The organism is Mucilaginibacter xinganensis (genome assembly GCF_002257585.1).
GTDB lineage: Bacteria > Bacteroidota > Bacteroidia > Sphingobacteriales > Sphingobacteriaceae > Mucilaginibacter > Mucilaginibacter xinganensis.
On record NZ_CP022743.1, the window covers coordinates 19,854 to 42,731 of the forward strand.

The window sequence follows — 22,878 nt, forward strand, 5'->3', positions numbered from 1 at the left end:
GAAACTGATTCGCTAACTATCCAGTCCGTAACGTTCAATTTTGCTATAAAGCGTTTTACGATCAATATTAAGCAACCTGGCCGCCATTGATTTATTATATTTTACCTGGATCAGCGTTTTTTGAATCAACTGCTTTTCATTAACTTCGTTTTGCGCTTTTAAGTCTGATTCACGCACCTGGTGAATATTGTGAGATACGGAGAATAGCATTTCTTCCGGCAATGTATCTGCACCGGCTATCTCGCCGCTGCTTAACAAAACCATGCGTTTAATCACATTCTTTAGCTCGCGCAAATTGCCCGGCCAATCGTACTTGTGGAGGATTTCTTTCGCCTCGGGGGATATGCTCCCTACTTTACGGTCCAGCTCAGCATTTGCAAGCTTTATGAAATGCCGGATGAAAATATCAATGTCGCTTCCGCGCGTTCTTAACGGCGACAGCTGGATCTTGAACTCATTTATGCGGTGATAAAGGTCCTGCCTGAAATCGCCGCCGCTTACGCTGTTTACCAGGTCATCATTGGTTGCGGTAATTATCCTTACGTTAACCGGGATCAGTTTATTGCCACCTAAGGGCTGGATAACCTTTTCCTGCAGTGCCCTCAGGAGTTTTATTTGCACATCGTAGCTTAGGTTCCCAACTTCGTCCATAAACAGCGTCCCACCGTCTGCCCATTCAAAAACACCTTTTTTATCAGCAATTGCCCCTGTAAAGGCGCCTTTAATATGCCCAAAGAGTTCGCTTGCTGCCAGGTCTTTCGATAAGGCCCCACAATCAATTGCCACAAATGGCTTTGCAAAACGTTTACTTTGCCGGTGAATAGTCCGGGCTACATACTCTTTACCGGTACCGCTTTCGCCCTGTATCAATACCGCCAGGTCAGTAGGCGCAACTACATCAATATACTCATGAAGTTTATCAGAGTCAGTGCTGTTACCTTTAATAAATTCAGGCTGTTCATCCCGCACGACAACTTTTTGCTCCTTCTTTCCACCGAGCGCGCTGCTCATAATCATCAGCAATTCGTCAGGGTTAACTGGTTTTGTGATGTAGTCAAAAGCCCCCGACCGGATAGCTTTAACCGCAGTTCGCACGTCATTAAAACTCGTCATTATAATGACCGGAACATGAAAACCGTTTTCCCTTGCCTTAACCAACATATCAAGCCCGATACCATCGGGCAGCCGATAGTCAAGCAGTAACAGGTCAAATTTATTTTGGCTTATCTGTGTTAAACCCGATTTAATGTTTTGAGCCGTTGTTATGTCATGGCCATGCTTTTGCAAAAAACCCTCCAATAATTGAGAGAATGTGACGTCGTCATCAACTATTAATATTTTTGCCATAAATCTTTCTTTGGTAGAATGGCAAAAATACGAAAGGCACCGATATATCGGTGCCTTTCATGTGATAAAACAATATGTTTGTTAGTTTATTGGATTATTTTACCGTCTTTGTCAAATTTAAGGGCCTTTGTTTCAGTACCTTTTTTAACGTCAACCTCATAATACTGAGTTGTACCTGCGGTTACTGCAAAAGCAGTTGATGGAACCCATGTTTTAAAAACATCGCTTGACAGCACTGTTTTAACAGGATCGGGAAGAGCTTCTAATTTTATTGGGCTTTTCTGTACGCTGTCTGCCTGGGCTACAATTGCAACAGTGTGCATGTTTGTATTTAGGTTGTTTGCTTTAACCGTAGCTAAACCTGCTACAACTAATACTGCTGCTGATAAAATGAACTTTTTCATAAATATACTTTTTTGTTTTTTATGTATGATATGGTGTTAGGCTACATAATGGTGCCATAACAACATCAATACAGCATTCAGCTTAAAGCCAACAGTTTAAGAATAACTCCGCAAAATAACAATGCTGACTTATTCCACAGTTTGGTGCAAAAGGCTACATAAAAACGCCGGTTAAGGCACAAGTATTAAAGCGCAAGCGATTTGAAGAGAAGCAGGTAATAGCAATTACCTATTTTTTAGTACGATAGTATTTATAGATCTTAACACCGGTCATAAGTATTAATGATAGAAGCACCAGGCCAATAATTCCGAAAATCCAGTTTACCGCATTTTTTAATACCACCAGGAATACAATAGCAAACAGTAATAAGGTAGCCACCTCGTTCCAGATCCGCAGTTGCGTGGATGTCCACTTGAAAAGGCCTTTCGCCATCTGTTTCATTTTGCTTTCGCAGATGAAATGATAAACCAGCAAGCCGCCAACGAAAGCAAGCTTAATGTGCATCCAGGGCTGCTGGAGCCACACCGGCATTATAAAAAGCATGGTTACCCCAGCTGCTAAAACCAGCATCATTGAGGGCACCGTGATGATGAACCAAAGCTTCCGCTCCATTATCTCAAACTGTTTGGAAAGGATGGTACGATCTGGTTCAGGTTTTTCCTGCGCTTCAGTATGGTAAATAAACAAACGAACCATATAGAAAAGCCCCGCCATCCAGCAGACTACAAAAATGATATGTAAGGAAAGGACGTAATTGTACACTGCTTTTCTCTATTTTAACTGATGGGCTAAAGCTGCTTTAATTTCTATATTCTTTAATAATATCAACTGCGTATTTAACATTATCAAACGGGATATCGGGCATTATACCATGGCCTAAATTAAAGATAAACCCTTTTTCACCTTTCATTCTGTCGAACAAGCGATAGATGCGTTCTTTAATTACTTTTTTATCGGCATACAAAATATGCGGGTCAAGATTCCCCTGAACAGCAATGCCGGCAGGCAAACGTTTTTTCATGTCAAGCAGGTCAACATTCCAGTCAATGGAGATCACATCCGGCTTGGCTTCGGCCATTAACGGCGCAAAAACTGAACTGCCCTTACAAAATGAGATCACAGGGATATCTTTTCTGTTAAGCTTACTGATGATCTCGGTGATATAACGGTGCGAAAATTCCTTGTAATCATCCCATGCCAGGGCTTGTGCCCAACTGTCAAAAATCTGTACAGCATTTACGCCCGCCGCAATTTGCAAGTTTAAATAATCAGCGGTAACAGTTGCTATTTTTGATAACAGCAGGTGAGCAAGTTCAGGCTCATTATGCAGCATCAGTTTGGTTAGCTTAAAATCTTTTGACGACCCGCCTTCAACCAGGTAACTCATAACAGTAAAAGGTGCTCCGGCAAAACCTATCAGCGGGATGCGGCCGTTCAAACGTTGTTGAATCACCTCTATGGCATCAGCTACATATTGTAACCTGTCACCCACGTCGGTTCGTAAATTATCAACGTCAGCTTTGGTGCGTACCGGGTTGGCAAATTTAGGCCCTATACCCTGGTTAAAGCTCAGGTCGCCTCCCATGGCTTCACCAGTAACCAATATGTCTGAAAATAATATTGCAGCATCAATGCCCAAAAGGTCAACCGGCAACATGGTAACATCTGCCGCCAGCTCCGGGGTTTTGCACATCTCTAAAAAGGAATATTTGTTCTTTATGTCCCAATATTCCTTCATAAAACGACCCGCCTGGCGCATCATCCATACGGGCGGCCGCTCTGTTTCTTCAGAAAATGCTGCTTTAATTAATAACGAATCTCTCATAATATATCATGTAAACACGCAAAATATTGCGCCTCTACAGTTTGTGTTTTTTTAATTCCTGGCGAAGGCGTTCAATAACATCCTTCATTTTTGCGTTTATATTTTCCTGGTGCTTTTCGGTAAGCTTTAAGTAGGCATCGGCCTTGTCAAAGTTGCCCTGCCGTACATTTATATTGGCCACATGCACCAACGCCGCCACATGATCATTTACCGAGCGTAAAGGGTATTGTGCGGCTATTTCGTAATGTTTTTCCGCATCTTCGAAATCCTGTTTTTGCAGGCAAACACCTCCCATTAAAAATTCATAATAACCCCTGCGGCTTTTGCTCAGCCATTTCGGATTAAAGATCTCCATTAATGTACGCTCAGCCTTATCATAGTTTTTATGATGAAAATACTTTGCCGCAACAATAAGTGTTCCCTGCCTGATGTAATCCCAGGCAAGCAGCACAATAAACATCAGGGCAACTGACGCAAACATGTATTGCCGCAGGTAAACTAATAACAACAGCGACAAAAAAAATATGAAGCCAATGAATAAGCGTGTCCTGTTTGCAAACATTAATGCTGATTATCAGTAAACTTATAACCTACACCACGGATAGAGTGAAAATAAACCGGGTTTTTAGGGTCTGGTTCAAAATACTTACGGAAAGTTAAAATAAAGTTATCAATAGTGCGGGTTGACGGGTAAACGTCATAGTTCCATACTGTCTCTAATATTTGCTCGCGCGAAACAGCATCATTACGGCGCTCAATAAGCAGCTTCAACAGCATGGTTTCCTTTTTGGTTAAAGGAGTGATTGACTCATCGCCGTTTACCAATTCAAACGAGTTAAAGTGAATAGTTTTGTCGCCTATTTTATAACTGTTAAATTCTTTAAGATCATCGCCTTTCAAACTACGTTTTACAAGGTTGTTCACCCTAAGAATCAGTTCCTCAAGATTAAAAGGTTTAGTCAGGTAATCGTCAGCACCCTTTTTTAAGCCCGCTATTTTATCTTCGTTGGTATTTTTAGCGGTTAAAAACATAATAGGCACTTCGGAATTTTCAAGCCTGATGGTTTCAGCAACTACAAATCCATCAATTTCGGGCATCATAACATCCAGTATTACCAGGTTAAAACGCTCTTCCTTAAATATTTGCAAAGCCTTTTTACCATTAGTAGCAGTTGACACCTTGTAACCCTCAAGTTCAAGGTTAAGCTTAATGGCCTCAAGCAAATGCTCTTCGTCCTCGGCTAATAAAATTCTCTTTTTGTTTAACATGATAATTATTAATTTACACGTAGTTCACGACTTATATCGAATTAAGGCATCCGAATTAATCCGGTTGATTTATAAAAATCAGCCTTTATTTGCGGTTTTTATCCAAAAACCACTTCAAATATACTACCTGCCGGGCGATTATCCTTCACCTTTATACTTGCCTGGTGCTTGTCCAATACTTCTTTTACAATATACAGACCTAAACCGGTACCTTTTGTATTACGGGTATCCTCGCTGCCTACACGGTAGAACTTATCGAAAATACGGTTTTTTTCCTGATCTGCTATCCCAATACCATGATCAGCCACTTCCAGGTACACTTTACCGTCCTTTGAGAAAAGTTTCACACCAACAGTTTCACAGGGCCCTGAATACTTTATAGCATTTTCAATCAAATTGGTAACAACAGATGTAAGTGCAAATTTGTCGCCGGTTATTTCAACCTTGGGCTCAATTTCAGCATCAATTATCTGCTGGGTACCTTCGCATTTGGTGATCTGCAACCGGTTTACAATGCTATCCACCAATACAGAAAGGCTAAACCTGTCTTTAGGGAAAGTATAGGAGCGATTATCAATTTTTGAGGCCAGCAGCATATTCTCAACCATATCGTCAAGCCGTTCAATATCCATTAATGACTTACCTATAAAACTGAGTGTTTGTTCTTTGGTAAGGTCCCTTTTTTGAATGGTTTGTAAAAGGATCTTGATTGACGCCAGTGGCGATTTAAGTTCATGTGTTACCGAAAGCAAAAAATTCTTTTTCTGTTCCTGCAGTTTGCGCTCCCGGTTTATGGAACGATGCAGCGAATAGGCCCCGGCAAAAAACACCACTATGAATATGGAACCTTCGCCCATTATCATACCGAAGCTGCTTGGCATCATTTTGGTAAGCAGGTAGCCCCACCATATCAGCTCTGCAAGTGCATAAATGATAAGCGCATAAAATATTACAAATGATCTTTTCATTTCAGTTTATTTTATAATTTCCGTAGGCGGTTAGCAGCAAGTTATTAATTAAAGATAGTTTAAAATTGCCAACTGATACTTTTAACAGCCTACTTTTCCCTGAATACCACTTCCAGGCTATCAAATATAGCACGTTTTGCTTTTTCAAGGTCTATTTTAGTATGGGCCGAGGATATAAATCCAACCTCATAACCGCTTGGGCCTAAGTAAACGCCTCGGTTCAGCAGTTCCCGGTGAAGCTTTTTAAATTTCTCCATGCTGGATGCATCAATATCATCAGCGTTACGGATAGCTTCCTTATCGGTAAAAGCAAACCAAAATATTGAGCCGATGGTAAAAACTTTGAATTTATAATTGCGGGCAGTAGCAAAACGCTGAATAGCTTCGGTAAACTCTTCCGTTTTATTATTAAGATCGCGATAGAAACCCATGCGCAGCAGTTCGCTTAATTGCGCAATACCCGCAGCCATAGCAACCGGGTTGCCTGATAGTGTTCCGGCCTGGTAAACTCCGCCGTCGGGAGAAACGTTACTCATTATTTCGGCGGATGCACCATACGCCCCAACAGGCAGGCCACCGCCAATTATTTTACCATAGGTAAGGATATCCGGTTTAATTTGATAGTAACCGGCGGCACCCTCAAAGCCAATCCTGAAGCCAGAGATCACCTCATCAAAGATGAGTAAAGTGCCGTTTTGGGTACAGATTTCCCGGAGGTATTGCAGGTATTCTTTTTCCTGTAAAATCAGGCCGTTATTGGCAGGCACAGGCTCAATAATTATGGCAGCTATCTGGTCTTTAAATTCTTCAAAAGCCTTTTGCACCGCTTCTCTGTCATTTAAAGCAACCACAATAGTTTCATCAGCAAATGATTTGGGTACGCCTGCGGAGGAAGTTTCGCCAAAAGTAACCAGCCCAGACCCGGCTTTAACCAGCAGCGAATCGGTATGCCCGTGATAGCATCCTTCAAACTTCAGGATCTTATCACGTTTGGTGTATCCCCTCGCTAACCTGATGGCTGACATAACAGCCTCGGTACCAGAACTTACAAAGCGGATTTTTTCAATAAATTTGTTGTTTTTAATGATCAGCTCAGCCAATTCATTTTCCAGGGCTGTAGGCGCACCGAACGACATGCCGTTCTGCATCACCTCAATCACCTTTTCGCGAACTTTGGCATTGTTATGGCCCAAAATAAGCGGCCCCCATGAGCAGCAAAAATCAACAAACTGGTTATCGTCCGCATCCCACAAATGGCATCCATCTCCCCTTTTTATAAAAAGCGGTGTGCCGTAAACAGATTTAAACGCCCTTACCGGTGAGTTTACCCCACCCGGAAAAAACGTTTTTGCCTTGGCATATAGTTCCGCAGATTTTTCGCGGTTGATGTCAGGTTTTCCTGTTGAACCTGCTGATTCATTTCCCTCTGCGGTGAATTTCTTTTTTATCGACTCAAACATATTTTCTTCTTTATCAGCGACACATTAAAACCTGGTCGCCAATTACAACCACTTATTCTCCAAAACCTCTTTAGCGTGATACGTTAGTATCGCACTTGCACCGGCACGCCTTATGCTGGTAAGCACTTCTGTAATGGCGCGCTGCTCATTTAGCCAGCCTTTTTGTATGGCTGCTTTTATCATGGCATATTCACCGCTTACATTATACGCGGCAACCGGCAGTTCCGTATTGTCCTTTATTAATTTAATTATATCAAGGTAAGGCAGGGCGGGTTTTACCATTAAAAAATCGGCCCCTTCCAATTCATCCAGACGGGCCTCAATTAAGGCTTCACGCTGGTTTGCCGGATTCATCTGGTATGTCTTTTTATCGCCAAACTTTGGGGCTGAATTTAAAGCATCCCTGAACGGCCCATAAAATGCACTGGCATATTTCGCCGAGTACGACATGATAGACACGTTGGTAAACTTGTTATCGTCAAGCACCTTACGAATATAACCCACGCGACCATCCATCATATCACTAGGGGCAATAATATCGGCCCCGCATTGTGCATGGGCCAGCGCCATTTTACCAAGCACCTCCAGCGTTTCATCATTCAGGATCTCGCCGTTTTCAACAATACCATCATGTCCGTCGCTGCTGTAAGGGTCCATGGCCACATCGGTAACCACGCAAGCTTCGGGGAAATTTTTCTTTACTTCGCGAATAGCGCGCAAATACAGGCTTTGCTCCCTGTAGCTTTCGGTAGCATATTTATCTTTAATTGATTCCTCAATATTGGGAAAAAGGTCGAAGGAGTTGAGCCCGAGTTTAAGGCAGCTTTCGATCTCGCGCAGCAAATTATCTATCGAATAGCGGTAAATCCCCGGCATTGAAGCGACTTCGCTTTTTTGAAAAGTACCATCAACAATAAATAATGGAAAAATCAGGTTAGCAGCACTCACATGCGTTTCCTGCACCATATCGCGAATAACTTCGCTCTTTCTGTTCCTTCGTGGTCGTTGTAGCATATTTTGTCCGTGGACCATGGTCGATAGTCCATGGCTGGTTATTCAAGTTTTAAAGTCTTTGGACTATCGACCATCGACTATGGACTTATTGTCTCAGCACCTGTGGCTAAGGCAAATTGTTCCGAACACCGCCTCAGCCAGGCCCGTTTCATCAGGCGAATAAGGCAAGGTATATTTTACGCCTATTTCATCCAGTTTTTTCCCGGTTGATACGCCGATGGCTATAATTTTCTGATCAGGATCAAGTAAATTATCAACAAAGTAAGCCTCAACATTTGACGGGCTGGTAAACACCAGGATCTCGGCGCCGCTTTGCTCTACATCATCTTCCAGTATGGTTTCATATACGGTTAAGTCGATAACTTTGGTTTCTGCTGACAAAGCCTGCTGAATACTCCGCATAGAGTTTTCGGCAGAGGGGAATACCACGGTTTGCCCATTGGCTAACGCCGCAAATTCCCTTGCCACATCTGCAGGATCAACACCGTTACCGGTATAATCAACAAAATGCCCTTTACGACGCAACATATCTTCTGACCCTGTTCCCATCACCCCAAATTTTACATTTTTAGGCAATAGCGGATCCAGCTGAAAAAAGTACTCAACCGCATTTTTACTGCTGAAGAATACCCATTCGGCATGTTTTAAAATGTAATTATCAAGTTTGGTAATTACCGGCACCGTGCGGATCAGCGAGCGCGCCTCCACCTCTATATCATGTTTTTCCAGAGATTTACGAAAATAGCTGTTTGCTGAAAGTTCACGTGATATAAATACCTTCATCGGGAACTTGCGGTCGGCGCTAAAAAACGAAGCCACCTTTTGCGCCAGTCCTTCGGTTGATGGTGCCTCTAAAAACAACCTGTCCGGAAAACCTTCGCCTTCATCGGCTTTTGAAGTAAACACCTGATAAACGCCATCATCCTTGCGGCAATAGCATCCTAATGGCAAATGGCACCCGCCTCCAAACAGTTTTAAAACATTACGTTCAACTGCAAGTTCTTCAGCCACATCAGGGTGGTTAAGCGGCTGCAGTGCTTCAAATAATTCTTTATCAATTTCCCTTATCTGGATAGCCAACGCTCCCTGTGCCGGGGCCGGGATCAATTCCGTCGGCGTTAATTCTTCTACGTGAAAATCGCTTAGGTCTAAACCGAGCCGGCTTACACCTGCTTTAGCCAGCATAATGGCATCGTAATTTTCATCGCGCAGTTTGTTTACGCGGGTAGGTACGTTACCTCTAAGGTCAATTATATCCAGGTCGGGCCGGTAAGCAAGCAATTGTGCTTTGCGGCGATTTGATGAGGTACCTACGATGCCTCCGTATTTAACAGAAAGCTTCTGGTGTACATCAACACAGTCCTTCAGTATCAGCAGTAGTTCAGACGGGTCTTCCCGCTCTGAAACTGCTGCGATAATGAGTCCCGGAGGATTTTCAGTCGGCAGGTCCTTGTGCGAGTGTACCGCAAGGTCAATGGTGCCCGCCAATAATTCTTCTTCAAGTTCTTTGGTAAAAAAGCCCTTTCCCTCCAGCTTATCAAAGCTGAGGTTAAGTATCCGGTCACCTTGTGTTTTGATGATCTTTAGCTCAACGGGAATGTTAAGTGCAGCAAGGCTATCTTTTACAAAGTTTGCCTGCCAAAGCGCCAGGTCACTGCCGCGGGTTCCTATAATTAGTTTTCTGTCCAAAGGGCTCAATTGTTTGCAATGGCAAATTTAACATTTTACAGTGATGTACCCAGTGATAATTAATGTTATGAAAGTGGGGTGACTTACGTACCGTTTTTAATAGGATAACCGCCTGCAAATTACACAAGTAAGCAGCACCCGCTGTAATCAGTGAGGCGCCTTCAACCAGTTTCAGAAAATTATTTTATAACATAAAGTTGCAGCTTACTGTAGCCGCTTTAGGTTGAGTAAGGTATATACAAAGGTTATGCGCTATTAATGGGCCTCCAACCAGTTATCTCCTGTGCCAATTTCAACCATAATAGGTACCGTTGTTTTTATGGCGTTTTTCATACATTCCATAATAATAGGCTTTACCACTTCCACCTCGTGATGCGGCACATCAAACACCAACTCATCATGTACCTGCATGGTCATGCGGGCATCAAGGTTGCGTGATTTAAATTCACGGTGGATATTAATCATCGCGATCTTGATCATATCTGCCGCCGAGCCCTGGATAGGGGCATTAATGGCATTTCGTTCTGCAAACCCACGTACCGTTGCGTTAGCCGAATTAATATCGCGCAGGTACCTGCGGCGGCCCATCAGCGTGGTCACATAGCCGTTCTCACGTGCAAAGTTCATGGTATCGCTCATGTAATTTTTTATGCCGGGGAATTGGGCAAAGTAGTTGTCTATTATTTCCGCAGCCTCTTTACGCGGGATACCCAGGCTTTGCGACAATCCAAATGCGGACTGCCCGTAAATAATACCAAAGTTTACCGCCTTGGCATTACGGCGCTGTTCGCTGGTTACTTCTTCAAGGGTTATTCCGTAAACATTTGCCGCAGTTGCCGTATGGATGTCGAGGTTTTTAACAAAGGCATCCATCATGTTGGCATCCTTGCTGATCTCGGCTATAATGCGCAGCTCTATTTGCGAATAATCGGCAGATACAATGGTGTGCCCGCTATCCCTAGGAATAAAAGCTTTCCGCACTTCTCTGCCACGTTCGGTTTTAATGGGGATATTTTGAAGGTTGGGGTTAGTTGAGCTTAGCCTTCCGGTTGCTGCTACTGCCTGGTTATAGGAAGTATGCACCCTGCCGGTTTTAGCGTTTACCATTGTTGGCAAGGCATCAACATAGGTTGATTTTAACTTTTGCAGCTGGCGGTAATCTAAAATATCGCGCACGATATCGCTTTTTGCAGCCAGGGCCAGCAATACGTCTTCGCCGGTTTGGTATTGACCCGTCTTGGTTTTTTTTGCTTTGGGATCAAGCATCAGCTTTTCAAAAAGCACTTCGCCCAGTTGTTTTGGCGATGCAATATTGAACCTTACCCCTGCTTTTTCATAAACTATCTTTTCCAGCCTGGCTATATCTATTTCCAGCTGTTTGGAAAATTCTTTCAGCGTGTCATGATCAATTTTTACGCCTTCATACTCAATATCTGCCAATACGTAGATCAGTGGATGCTCCATCCCGTGGATGAGCTTCTCCCCTTCAACCTCCTTTAACTTCGGCTCAAACACGTTCCGCAACTGAAGGGTAATGTCGGCATCTTCTGCGGCATACTCTTTTATCTTTTCAATCTCCACATCGCGCATGCTGCCCTGGTTTTTACCCTTGGCACCAATAAGTTCAGTAATGGATACAGGTTTATAACTCAGGTAGTTTTCTGAAAGAATATCCATGTTATGGCGGGTATCCGGGTCTATGATGTAGTGCGCCATCATCGTATCAAACAAGTCGCCTTTAACCTCCACATCGTACCATTTCAGCATCAGGATGTCGAACTTCAAGTTTTGCCCTGTTTTGCCAATTGCCGCGTCTTCCAGCACCGGTTTAAATTCCAGCACTATCTTTCTTATCTCCGCGTCATCAACAGGCACAGGTACATACCAGGCCTCGCCGGGTTTTACTGCGAATGAAAGGCCCACAAGTTCGCATTGGTTGGCGTCGGTACCGGTGGTTTCAGTATCGAAACAAAAATTTTTTTGCTGCTTTAAAATTGCTATTAGCCCGGCCCTTTTTTCAAAGGTATCAGCCAAATAATATTGGTGGGGAACGGTGTTTATGTTCTTTATTTCTACCGGGGTTGGCGGTTCGTAAATATCCTCCACGTCAACGGTTAACGTAGTGCGGCCTTCTGCTACCGGGTTACCAAAAAGATCGGTTTGGATAGATACCGCTTTTGTTTCGGTAATGCTGAAATCGTCCCCAAAAACACGCCTGCCCAGGGTTCTGAATTCAAGTTCGGCAAACAGGGGTTCCAGCAGGTCTTTACTTGGCGCGCACATTTCAAGGCCTGCCTCATCCAGTTCAACAGGCACATTCAGGTTGATGGTTGCCAGCCTTTTTGACATTAAGCCCTGTTCTGCAAATTGTTCTACATTTTCGCGCTGCTTTCCCTTTAGCTCATGGCTATGGGCAATAATTTCTTCAACCGAACCATATTGTTTAATCAGCGCTTTTGCTGTTTTCTCGCCAATCCCAGGAATCCCGGGAATCCCATCTACCGCATCGCCCCATAATCCCAAAATATCAATCACCTGGTCAACCCGCTCAATTTCCCATTTCTCCAGGATCTCCTTCACGCCCAATATCTCCATCTCATTGCCCATTCGCGCCGGCTTGTAAACAAAGATATTTTCAGATACCAACTGTCCGAAATCTTTATCCGGCGTCATACAATAAACCTGGTATCCTTTGGCTTCGGCTTTTTTGGCAAGTGTGCCTATAATATCATCGGCTTCATAACCGTCAGACGTGATCAGTGGGATATTAAAACCTAAAACAACTTTAAATATATACGGCAATGCTTTGCTCAAATCCTCGGGCATGGCCTCGCGATGAGCTTTATAGGCTTCAAACTCCGTATGGCGTTCGGTTGGTGCTTCAGTATCAAATACCACCGCCATGTGGGTTGGCTTTTCTTTACGTAATACCTCCAGCAGCGTATTGGTAAAACCCATTACGGCTGATGTATTGAACCCGTTCGATGTAAAACGCGGGTTTTTACTTAGCGCAAAATGTGCCCGGTAAATCAGGGCCATCCCATCCAGGAGAAACAGTTTTTTCATAATAATGATGAATTACACCAATCGCACGAATATATTTGAATCAAACCAATTCTGGTATAATTCAAATGCGCCGGTATAATGCAAAAATATAATTATTACCCGTATAGTGTTAATCCAGCCACACCTATTTAGTCAAAATCCGCCGCCTGCTTTAACTTATAAAATCTGACATTTTTTTTAATTTTTTGCGGGGTCTCCACCCTATAAATTAGTGCCTCTTTATTTAAATGAACAAGCCGGCACATGGTCGTTCATCATACCTACAGCCTGCATGTAGGCATAACAAATGGTAGTACCAAAAAATTTGAACCCGCGCTTTTTCATGTCTTTACTAATAATGTCCGATATAGGGCTGCTGGCCGGCGTATTACCTGTTGTGTTATTAATTGGTTTACCTTCCGGCATAAAGCTGTATAAATAAATACTGAATGAACCGAATTCCTTCTGCACGTCCAAAAATAACTTGGCACTGTTTATAGCCGAATGAACCTTTAATTTATTACGGATAATCCCCGGGTCTTGCAATAAGCGTGCAGCATCTTCATCGGTAAATCCGGCAACCTTATGCACATCAAAATTGGCAAAAGCTTTACGGTAACCTTCCCTGCGTTTCAGGATGGTGATCCAGCTCAAGCCGGCCTGCGCCGCCTCCAGGATCAGGAACTCAAATAAAGTTTTCTCATCATGGGTTTCCTTCCCCCATTCTTCATCATGATATTTTATATAGATTTCGTCTGTTCCGGCCCAGCGGCAGCGGTGTATTTCTTTGGTCATTTTTGTTCGGATTTATTAAAAGCCTTTTCGCCCCTGTGAATGTGTGCTGTAAAATTTGATGCAATTACATTACAAACCAACTCCATTCAATTCATCCCAGTACTCCACCGCCCTGCGATAGTGGGGAATAACAATTGATCCCCCAACCAGGTTAGCTATCATAAACACTTCGTTCATTTCATCGTGCTTCACCCCGGCTTCGTGGCATTTGCCTAGGTGGTACTTTATACAATCATCACAGCGCAGCACCATTGAAGCTACCAGGCCAAGCATTTCCTTTGTTTTAACATCAAGCGCCCCATCAGCATAGGTGGTGGTGTCCAGCGCAAAGAACCGTTTGATATTGGTATTGGCCGTGTCCATTATCCTGTCATTCATTTTTGTGCGGTAGCTCTCAAAATCTTCTATTAATTTCCCCATAGCGGCATAAGTATTTTTTATAAATTTGAATTACTGAATTACTTGGTTATTGCGGTCAATTCGCACGCAATCCGGTCTTCAAAATTAAACAAATCCGAAGTTGAACATCCGAAACCCTAAATAAAAAAATCCTATGGAAAGCCTGTCGCCCAATATTTTTGTTAACAATATGGATGAAACCATCGCCTTTTACCGGTCGATTGGATTTCAGCTGGTAGTTACTGTTCCAGAAACCGGCACCGAATTTATTTGGGCTATGATGGTGAACGGCGAAGTTACCTTTATGTTTCAAACGTTTGAAAGCCTGGGCGAAGAATTGCCGCAAATCAGCAGGCAAAATGGCGCCTCGCTACTCCTTTACATCAAACTAAAAAAAATAAGGGAGTTTTTTGAACTGGTAAAAGATAAGGTAACTGTATTAAAAGGCCTTGAAACTACCTTTTACGGTGCTACCGAATTCTCCATTCTTGATAATAACAACTACGTGCTCACCTTTGCAGAAGACGAATAATGATTGAGTTTATCCGTGCCGACCATATTAATATTTGCGTACCGCCCGAAAGGCTGGAAGAAGCGCTCATCTTTTATACTGAAATAGTTGGCCTGAGGAAAATTGCCCGGCCCGACCACCTGTTTACTACCCCGGGCTATTGGTTTGATATCGGTGATATCCAGCTGCATGTTGGTGTTGAACCGCTTAAGCCAGTATCGGTAAGGCACATTGCCTTCGAAATAAAAAATATGGATAATGCACTGAAACATATTAAGGCACATAACGTAGAAATATTAGAGGAGCCCGTAATTCCCGGCCGCAAAAGGTTCGCTTTTCACGATCCTTTTGGAAACCGGATGGAGTTGCTTCAAATAGTTGAATTATAGATAGTACGGCATCAGTTAAAAAATATAGTTATGAAATTCATATCTCCTAAGATTCACGGAATTATTGACATTCTGGTTTGTGTGTTTTTATTGGCATCGCCTGTAATTTTTGGCTTTACAGGCAAGCTTGCACTGTTTACATACGCCTTAGGCGCCGCACACCTTTTGCTAACGGTATTTACTGATTTTGCTATGGGTGCGGTTAAACTTATACCGGTTAGCATCCATGAGTTGGTGGAATTTGTAGTTGCAGTAGCTGTTATTATGCTGGCTTATACGCTGTTCAACAACAATGCCGATGGTAAGTTATTCTACGTTATCTTCGGAAACTGTTTGCTGCTAACCTGGCTTGTTACTGACTACAGGGGCGACAGTGTACACAGCTTAAGCTAATAATTCCCGATCTCTTTTTTACAAAGCTAATTCTATCGATGGGTCCCAGAATACGGTTTTAAAATCCTGTACCTGGTCATCTGCTACTTTTACACCTTCATTTTCGAGCAGTGTTTGCATCAGGTTACCACCAAAATGAAATTTTGCAGTTAAAAGCCCCTGCCTGTTTACCACCCGGTGCGCCGGTACCGGCGGATCTACCCTGCCTGCCGCCTGCATAGCATAACCCACCATCCGCGACGAGCCTTTGGTACCCAGGTACGCCGCGATAGCCCCATAGCTGGTTACCCTGCCCTTCGGAATCAGCCGGGCCACTTCGTAAACACTATCATAGAAATTCGGTTCCGCCATTGCCGGGTTTAAAACGAAAACTTAAGATAGTTAATATTCTTGTTTACCTTCAGATATTTTTTCTCGTAATACGTTTTAATATTCAGCACCTCGGTGGCATATGATGAATGGTACACGTCCTCCGTTTTTGCGTGCAGGGTTAAGCCAGTTTCTTCAATTTTTTCAGCGGTATAGACATGCAAGTCGTCATTGTCAGTTTTGAGGTTCACAAAACCACCCGGTTTTAAAATCACCTTATACATATTTAAAAAGCGGGGCGAGGTTAGGCGCTTCTTCTCCCTGCTGAGCTGCGGCTGCGGATCGGGAAAGGTGATCCAGATCTCGTCTATTTCTCCGGGTGCAAAATATTCTATCAGCGTTTCAATCTGGATACGCAAAAAGCCAACGTTGGTAACACCATCTTCCAGTGCGGTTTTTGCACCCCGCCAGATGCGGTTGCCCTTGTAATCTATCCCGATAAAATTTTTACCGGGGAACATTGTAGCCAGGTTAACCGTGTATTCGCCTTTGCCGCAGGCCAGCTCCAGCACTACCGGATTATTGTTCTTAAAAAATTCGGTATTCCATTGCCCTTTAAAAGGCTTGCCGGCATCTAACTGCAAAACGTTGCTAAAGGTGTCTATCTCGGCAAAACGTCTTATTTTATCTTTTCCCACTTAAATTGATTATTGCGCAAAAATAAGATTTTGAGCGATTTAATTTTAAGCCGATTTGCATTGAGCATTTCCCGCAAATTTGGTACTCCTTTTATCGCAGTAATGTTTGTATTGTGGAGAATATACGCAACGCGAAAAAGTTTCTGTTATCTCATTACCGCAAGTATTTGCGAAACGGGTAAATAGGCTGCTAAAAGCCTCTTCATAAACTTGCTAAAGAAAACCATCGTTTTTTTTTAAAGCATTTATAACCTCTTCGGTATTTAAAACAGTTGCAAACTCCTTATTTATCATTGCCAGCGCGGTTAAATGGATGGTCTCTGCATCGTAATGCTCACCGTTGATCCCTGTTTTTGAAAAAGCGGCAACTGCATCGGCCACTACAAAAGTATTATACCCAAAGTTGCCGGCCATCCGGGCTGTGGTTGATACGCAATGTTCCGTGGTGAGGCCCACTATAACTACGGTGTCAATGTTTGCGGTATCCAGTTGTTGTTGCAGATCGGTACCGATAAAAGAACTGTTCACTGATTTTTTGATCACCGGCTCTCCCGGTAAAGGCTTCACAATTTCTTTGTGTGCGTTGCCGGGGTTACTTTCAGCCAGCAGGGAGTTGGGGTTTGTTGAGCAATGCTGAATATGGAAAAGCGGCAGGTTGTTTGCCCGCCAGTAGTCGAGCAGTCTGCGTGCGTTTGCTTCCGCACCGGGATTGTTGCGTTCGCCGCCCCAGTAAGTGATGTTGTCGAAACCCTGCTGGATATCAACCAGTATCAGTGCAGGATGGGTATTCGTTATTGTTTTCATACCTCAAAATTGCAGCTTTATGGAAGTCAAAATTTTGCTGTGAGGCTTTATTTGTTTGTTAATAAACCACCTGCCTGCTCCTTGCACTTTTAGGTGAAGCACCAAACTTTTGTTTATACACTTTTGAAAAATGCGAAATGTTCTCGAACCCGCTGCTATAAGCTATTAGCGATATAGGGTCGCTTGAGGTTTTTAACTGGTATTCAGCATACTCAAGCCTGCGGTTTATCTGCCACTTTACAGGTGTTGTGTTAAAGCGTTCGGTAAACTCCTTTTTAAATGCGCTTACGCTTCGCCCGGTAAGTTTTGCCATATCAGGTAATGAAAGCTGCCGGTTAAAGTTTTCCTCCATAAAATAGCCAAGGTCAATTTTCCTTTCGCTAACCAGATGTTTTAAAAACGAAACAAAGGTTTTTGAGCTGTCATTTGCCAAAATTTGCAGCAATACCTGGTGAGCAGTAAATTTAACAATGCAGCGGGAGTATTCCTGCGGGTGTAAAATATGCTGAATGGCTTGTGCTATGTTAGCATTGATAAACCCTGATGTTTTAAATGTAAACGGTGGCAAATCGGCACCAAACCTTTCCTGTTTAAACTCCGGGACATGAGTTTCCAGGAAATAGTCAACAAATTCATTCTCCATAAAAATGAGCAGGCTGGTATAATCATCAGATGGAAACAACTGGTAGTTCCCTCGCCGCCTAAACTGGATCTCGCCCGCGGTAAGGTGCTGCACAAAACTGCCATACCTTACATCAATAGCGCCCGTTAAAACAATTTCCAGGCAATGCGCGGTTTGCAGCGTATCGTCGCAGCGAAAAGGCCGTTTTTTGTCGATAAGAATACCGTACATATCAGCAAGCCGTAACCTGATGTGTGTATGTTGATCAAGCAGATCTTTGGGAATTTGTATCATTTTAACAGCATTAGGCTGCACTAAGCTACATTTTGTAATGCGCTCTTTTAAATTTTTGATAAATTGTAACAAATCTATGATGAAACACCGCACAGCTTCAGTGCATTCGTCAATTTTTAATATATTAGGGACTGTATTAACTGACAAAACTATTCAAATGAAAAAACTTTTACTTTTAGGCTGTGCTGTGCTCTTTGCCCTGCTCACGCGGGCACAGCAAACCTTCCCGGTAAACGGCCCCTGGGATATTCGCCCCGGCCAGTATGCCTTCACCAACGCCACCATTGTTGTAAGTGCCGATCAAACCATCACCAACGGTACGCTGCTAATTAAAGACCGGCAAATAGAATCTGTTGGTGCCGCTGTTAAAATCCCCAAAGGCTATGTTACTATTGACCTTAAGGGAAAATACATTTACCCATCGCTTGTTGATGCCTACACCAGCTACGGGATTCCCGAAGCGTCAAGACAGGCGTTTGCACAAGGCGGTTTTGGCAGGGCTGCGGTACCGGTATCAACCAAACCGGGTGCTTACGGCTGGAACGAATCTATAAAGCCGGAAATGAATGCAAAAGCGGTATTCCACGCTGATGCATCAAAAGCTGAAGAGTTCAAAAAAAATGGTTTCGGAACGGTACAATCACTTATTCATGACGGTATTGCCCGCGGTACATCAGCAATAGTTACATTAGGTGATGAACGCGACAACCAGCTGATAATTAGCAGCGAGGCTGCTGCGCATTACTCTTTTAGCAAGGGCACTGCCGCAACCAACTATCCATCATCATTAATGGGGGCCATTGCTTTGTTGCGCCAAACTTATTATGATGCCCAGTGGTACAAAAACCAAAAAGAGGAATACAATATTTCGCTTGATGAATTTAACCGCACACAGTCCCTGCCGCAGATATTTGAGGTCACCGATCAACTGAGTGTGCTGCGCGCTAACAAAATAGGCAAGGAATTTGGCAAACAATATATTTTTAAAACAGACGGGCAGGAGTATCGCCGCATTGATGCCATGAAGGGTACCGGCGGCAGCTTTATTATCCCGCTTACCTTCCCCGAAGCATTTGATGTGGAAGACCCGCTTGATGCCCGTAATATAAGCTATACCCAAATGAAAGACTGGGAACTGGCGCCAACTAACCCCGCTGTGCTTGAAAAAGCAGGAATAAAATTTGCCATTACCGCATACGGCTTAGCCAATGCCCGCGACTTTTGGACCAACCTGCGGATTTCCATTGATAATGGGCTGAGTGAAAAACAGGCTTTAAACTCATTAACCGCTATACCCGCCGAAATGCTGGGCGTAGCTGATAAGGTGGGCACCCTTGCAAAGGGCAAAATGGCCAACTTTATTATCACATCTGACGATCTGTTTAAAAAAGACAACGTAATTTATGAGAATTGGATAGAAGGCCGCCAATACGTGGTTAGCCGCAAGGATGTGACCGACCTGCGCGGCACATATAACTTTGCCAGTGACGCTTTACCTGGTGTAACGCTTAAAATTGGCGGAACACCCGGAGCATACGACGTAACCCTTGAGCGCACCGGGGCAGACAGCTCGCGCACCAAAGGCACTATTACCCGCACCGGCGATATGGTAAGCATTTACTTCGACCTTAAAAACAAACCGGCAGGCAACGTACGGTTAAACGGGTATATCACCAAAACGGCCCCGCTAACATTTAATGGAAGTGGTATTTTGCCCGATGGATCAGAACTTAAATGGGGTGCAACCTACGCTGCCCCGGCATCCGCAGAAAAAAAACCTGAACCTGCCAAAGCGCCAATAATTGATGGCCCGGTAGTTTATCCGTTTGTAGCCTACGGTAACACCGAACTGCCAAAAGCCGAAAGCGTACTGTTTAAAAACGCCACTGTTTGGACCAGCGATAAGGCTGGCATACTGCAAAATACTGACGTGCTGATTGAAAACGGCAAAATAAAAGCGATTGGTAAAGGGTTATCTGCCGGCAGTGCTAAAGTAATTGATGCTACGGGCAAACACCTTTCGCCGGGTATTGTTGATGAGCACTCGCACATAGCGGGCAGCGGCAGTATCAACGAGGGTACCCAGGCTGTAAGCGCCGAAGTGCGGATAGCCGACATCTTAAATTCAGAAGACATAAACATTTATCGCCAGCTTGCAGGCGGGGTAACAACCTCACACATCCTGCATGGTTCGGCTAACCCGATTGGGGGCCAAACTCAACTGATCAAGCACCGCTGGGGTGTACTGCCTGACGAAATGAAGGTTGCAGGTTCTGACGGCTTTATAAAATTCGCGCTCGGCGAAAATGTTAAAGGCAGCAACAACGGCCCGGTAGTAGGTGCCGCCCGTTTCCCGCAAAGCCGGATGGGTGTTGAGGAGGTTTATATTGACGAATTTACGCGTGCCAAAGAATATAAAGGTGCACGTGCCATAAAAGGCAACAATGTGCGCCGCGATATTGAACTGGATGCTATAGTTGAAATACTTGATGGCAAACGCTTCATCACCTGCCACTCGTACGTACAGTCGGAAATTAATATGCTGATGCATGTGGCCGATTCACTGGGCTTTAAAATAAACACCTTTACCCACATTTTAGAGGGCTACAAAATGGCTGATAAAATGAAGGCGCACAACATAGCAGGCTCAACCTTTTCAGACTGGTGGGCTTACAAAAACGAAGTTGCCGAAGCTATTCCGTACAATGGCGCACTGATGCACGATGCCGGGGTAGTAACCGCATTTAACTCTGACGATGAGGAGATGGCGCGCCGCCTAAACCAGGAAGCCGGAAAATCTGTAGCGTACGGACACCTGAGTGAAGAGGAAGCCCTTAAACTGGTAACTATTAACCCGGCTACCATGCTGCATGTTGACAAGCAAATTGGAAGTATAAAAGTTGGTAAAGATGCTGATTTGGTATTATGGTCTGCCGATCCGCTTTCTATTTATGCAGTTGCCGAGAAAACCTATGTTGACGGGATTCCTTACTGGGATATTGAGAAGGATGCAGCTAACCAAAAAACCATGAAAGCTGATGAAGCAAGGATCATCCAAAAAATGATAGCGGCTAAAAACAAAGGCGCCGTTACGCAAAAGCCAGTGGCAAAGCGCCCCCGCAATAATGAGGCTGATGAAGACGATGAGTTTGTATCAGGCGATGGTGTTGGACAAAGCAACTCAAACGGTAAATAATCCCTAACAGAACACTAAGATGAACAAGATATTTTTAATTTTTGGAGGATTATTGCTCAGCACTATCCTCGCAAACGGCCAGGCAACTATTTCGCCGGCTAAAGCGCAATCAAAACCTATAACTATAAAAGGCGGCACTATACACATAGGTAACGGCCAGGTAATCAATAATGGCTATGTAACTTTCGATAAGGGCAAAATAACCGCCATTGGCGAAGGCATTGCCACTGGCACCACCGATGCTGATGTTATTGACGCAACGGGCAAACAGGTATATCCGGGTTTTATTTGCCCCATAACTACCCTGGGCCTTATTGAAATTGCCGAAGGTGCCCGCGGTACCGAAGATGACGAAGAGACCGGCGACCTTAACCCTAACGTTCGCTCTATTGTTGCATACAACACCGACTCAAAGGTGATCCCAACCGTACGCTCAAATGGGATCCTGCTGGCGCAACCTACCCCCAACGGCGGCACTATACAGGGCCAGTCGTCGGTAGTACAGCTTGACGCCTGGAACTGGCAGGATGCGGCTTATAAAACGGATATCGGCATTCATTTAACCTGGCCTGTTGCACAGCCGCAGGGCAGGAGAAGAGGCCGACCGGCTGCGGGCGTTCCGGAAGAGTCACCGGCCGAAAAAGCGCAAAAAGCAATTGACGCTATCGAAAAGTTGTTTGATGAGGCCAAAGCATATGCTGACATCAGCAAACCTGATGTGGATAACCTGCGCCTTGCCGCCATGAAAGGTTTATTTAACGGCACTAAAAAACTGTTTGTAAATGCCGATGGTGCCAAAGAAATAGTGCAGGCCATAAACTTTGGTAAAAAAATGGGCGTACAGGTTGTGATTGTTGGCGGTAACGAATCATACCTGGTTACCGAAGTTTTGAAAGACAACAATGTGCCGGTGATATTAAAGGAGACACAACGTCTGCCTGATAAAGACGAGGATGACGTTTATTTGCCCTACAAGCTGCCGAAGATATTACAGGATGCAGGTGTGTTATATGGTTTAACAGGCGTTGGATTCTGGCGCCAGCGTAACCTGCCTTTTGAGGCCGGCGAAGCTGTTGGCTACGGCTTAACCAAAGAGCAGGCTATCTCTATGATCACTATAAATAATGCAAAGATCCTGGGGATCGACAAAACAACCGGCACGCTGGAAGTGGGTAAAGATGCCAACCTGTTTATCTCCAAAGGCGATGCGCTGGATATGATCACCATAAATGTTGATAATGCGTTTATACAGGGAAGGAACATTAACCTTGATAACCTGCACAAACAACTTTATAAAAAGTTTGCTGATAAATATGGCGTAAAAGCTAATTTGTAAGGAAAGGTTCTCCTGCTAATAGCGATGGGTTTTTGATAACTCATCGCTATTTTTTTAATACAATAGTTTTATTAACTATTATTGTAATGTTATAAACCAGTTAAAGGTTG

At 43.8% G+C, this 22,878-nt stretch carries 22 protein-coding genes; 5 read left to right on the top strand and 17 right to left on the bottom strand.

The features are described from left to right. Positions 1 to 12: 12 nt before the first annotated feature. The 13 genes from MuYL_RS00080 to MuYL_RS00140 form a co-directional block, all read right to left on the bottom strand. Positions 13 to 1,347 (bottom strand): sigma-54-dependent transcriptional regulator, encoded by a 1,335-nt coding sequence (locus tag MuYL_RS00080; RefSeq protein WP_094568584.1) that lies wholly within the window; start codon positions 1,345 to 1,347, stop codon positions 13 to 15. Between the two features lie 86 nt (positions 1,348 to 1,433). Then, a complete protein-coding gene (locus MuYL_RS00085; RefSeq protein WP_094568585.1) occupies positions 1,434 to 1,751 on the bottom strand; it encodes a hypothetical protein in 318 nt (105 codons plus the stop codon). A gap of 229 nt (positions 1,752 to 1,980) precedes the next feature. Then, positions 1,981 to 2,514 (bottom strand): protoporphyrinogen oxidase HemJ, encoded by a 534-nt coding sequence (gene hemJ / locus MuYL_RS00090; RefSeq protein ID WP_094568586.1) that lies wholly within the window; start codon positions 2,512 to 2,514, stop codon positions 1,981 to 1,983. A 37-nt stretch (positions 2,515 to 2,551) separates the two neighbouring features. After that, positions 2,552 to 3,577 (bottom strand): uroporphyrinogen decarboxylase, encoded by a 1,026-nt coding sequence (gene hemE, locus MuYL_RS00095; RefSeq protein WP_094568587.1) that lies wholly within the window; start codon positions 3,575 to 3,577, stop codon positions 2,552 to 2,554. Positions 3,578 to 3,611: 34 nt separating this feature from the next. Then, entirely contained in the window at positions 3,612 to 4,058 is a 447-nt protein-coding gene (locus MuYL_RS00100) for a tetratricopeptide repeat protein (RefSeq protein ID WP_211710208.1), read from the bottom strand. A gap of 80 nt (positions 4,059 to 4,138) precedes the next feature. After that, complete coding sequence (locus MuYL_RS00105; protein ID WP_094568589.1) at positions 4,139 to 4,846, bottom strand: response regulator transcription factor; 708 nt, start codon at positions 4,844 to 4,846, stop codon at positions 4,139 to 4,141. Positions 4,847 to 4,944: 98 nt separating this feature from the next. After that, positions 4,945 to 5,814, bottom strand: coding sequence for a sensor histidine kinase (locus MuYL_RS00110; RefSeq protein WP_094568590.1), 870 nt, complete (start codon positions 5,812 to 5,814; stop codon positions 4,945 to 4,947). An 89-nt stretch (positions 5,815 to 5,903) separates the two neighbouring features. After that, complete coding sequence (gene hemL / locus MuYL_RS00115) at positions 5,904 to 7,274, bottom strand: glutamate-1-semialdehyde 2,1-aminomutase (protein WP_094568591.1); 1,371 nt, start codon at positions 7,272 to 7,274, stop codon at positions 5,904 to 5,906. A gap of 42 nt (positions 7,275 to 7,316) precedes the next feature. Then, the gene (gene hemB, locus MuYL_RS00120) at positions 7,317 to 8,288 is read right to left on the bottom strand and encodes a porphobilinogen synthase (RefSeq protein ID WP_094572793.1); all 972 of its coding nucleotides are present in this window, start codon (positions 8,286 to 8,288) and stop codon (positions 7,317 to 7,319) included. Positions 8,289 to 8,381: 93 nt separating this feature from the next. Beyond that, complete coding sequence (gene hemC, locus MuYL_RS00125; RefSeq protein WP_094572794.1) at positions 8,382 to 9,977, bottom strand: hydroxymethylbilane synthase; 1,596 nt, start codon at positions 9,975 to 9,977, stop codon at positions 8,382 to 8,384. Positions 9,978 to 10,232: 255 nt separating this feature from the next. Continuing rightward, the gene (gene polA, locus MuYL_RS00130) at positions 10,233 to 13,043 is read right to left on the bottom strand and encodes a DNA polymerase I (RefSeq protein WP_094568592.1); all 2,811 of its coding nucleotides are present in this window, start codon (positions 13,041 to 13,043) and stop codon (positions 10,233 to 10,235) included. A 219-nt stretch (positions 13,044 to 13,262) separates the two neighbouring features. Then, positions 13,263 to 13,817 (bottom strand): DNA-3-methyladenine glycosylase I, encoded by a 555-nt coding sequence (locus tag MuYL_RS00135; protein WP_094568593.1) that lies wholly within the window; start codon positions 13,815 to 13,817, stop codon positions 13,263 to 13,265. 69 nt (positions 13,818 to 13,886) lie between these two features. After that, on the bottom strand, positions 13,887 to 14,237 hold the full coding sequence (locus tag MuYL_RS00140) for a carboxymuconolactone decarboxylase family protein (RefSeq protein WP_094568594.1): 351 nt from the start codon (positions 14,235 to 14,237) through the stop codon (positions 13,887 to 13,889). Positions 14,238 to 14,370: 133 nt separating this feature from the next. On the opposite strand from MuYL_RS00140, the gene MuYL_RS00145 reads away from it, so the two are divergent. Genes MuYL_RS00145 through MuYL_RS00155 form a run of 3 tightly spaced genes read left to right on the top strand, consistent with a single transcriptional unit; the run spans position 14,371 to position 15,509 of the window. Beyond that, positions 14,371 to 14,748, top strand: a complete 378-nt coding sequence (locus MuYL_RS00145) for a VOC family protein (protein ID WP_094568595.1) — start codon at positions 14,371 to 14,373, stop codon at positions 14,746 to 14,748. Then, complete coding sequence (locus tag MuYL_RS00150) at positions 14,748 to 15,116, top strand: VOC family protein (RefSeq protein ID WP_094568596.1); 369 nt, start codon at positions 14,748 to 14,750, stop codon at positions 15,114 to 15,116. The genes MuYL_RS00145 and MuYL_RS00150 overlap by 1 nt, the downstream gene beginning before the upstream one ends. Before the next feature lie 30 nt (positions 15,117 to 15,146). Continuing rightward, positions 15,147 to 15,509: a hypothetical protein gene (locus tag MuYL_RS00155; protein ID WP_094568597.1), complete on the top strand. Its 363-nt coding sequence runs from the start codon at positions 15,147 to 15,149 to the stop codon at positions 15,507 to 15,509. 18 nt (positions 15,510 to 15,527) lie between these two features. On the opposite strand, the gene MuYL_RS00160 is transcribed toward MuYL_RS00155, so the two are convergent. From MuYL_RS00160 to MuYL_RS00175, 4 genes are all read right to left on the bottom strand, one after another. After that, positions 15,528 to 15,860: an MGMT family protein gene (locus MuYL_RS00160; RefSeq protein ID WP_094568598.1), complete on the bottom strand. Its 333-nt coding sequence runs from the start codon at positions 15,858 to 15,860 to the stop codon at positions 15,528 to 15,530. An 8-nt stretch (positions 15,861 to 15,868) separates the two neighbouring features. After that, positions 15,869 to 16,516 carry a tRNA (guanosine(46)-N7)-methyltransferase TrmB gene (trmB, locus tag MuYL_RS00165; protein ID WP_094568599.1) on the bottom strand — a complete coding sequence of 216 codons (648 nt, stop codon included), beginning with the start codon at positions 16,514 to 16,516 and terminating at the stop codon, positions 15,869 to 15,871. A 213-nt stretch (positions 16,517 to 16,729) separates the two neighbouring features. Next, positions 16,730 to 17,320 carry a cysteine hydrolase family protein gene (locus tag MuYL_RS00170; RefSeq protein ID WP_094568600.1) on the bottom strand — a complete coding sequence of 197 codons (591 nt, stop codon included), beginning with the start codon at positions 17,318 to 17,320 and terminating at the stop codon, positions 16,730 to 16,732. A gap of 58 nt (positions 17,321 to 17,378) precedes the next feature. Next, entirely contained in the window at positions 17,379 to 18,236 is an 858-nt protein-coding gene (locus MuYL_RS00175) for an AraC family transcriptional regulator (protein ID WP_157740512.1), read from the bottom strand. Positions 18,237 to 18,393: 157 nt separating this feature from the next. Between MuYL_RS00175 and MuYL_RS00180 the strand changes: the two genes are divergently transcribed. Next, entirely contained in the window at positions 18,394 to 21,432 is a 3,039-nt protein-coding gene (locus tag MuYL_RS00180; protein ID WP_094572795.1) for an amidohydrolase family protein, read from the top strand. Between the two features lie 19 nt (positions 21,433 to 21,451). Next, complete coding sequence (locus MuYL_RS00185) at positions 21,452 to 22,768, top strand: amidohydrolase family protein (protein WP_094568602.1); 1,317 nt, start codon at positions 21,452 to 21,454, stop codon at positions 22,766 to 22,768. Positions 22,769 to 22,878: the final 110 nt, after the last annotated feature.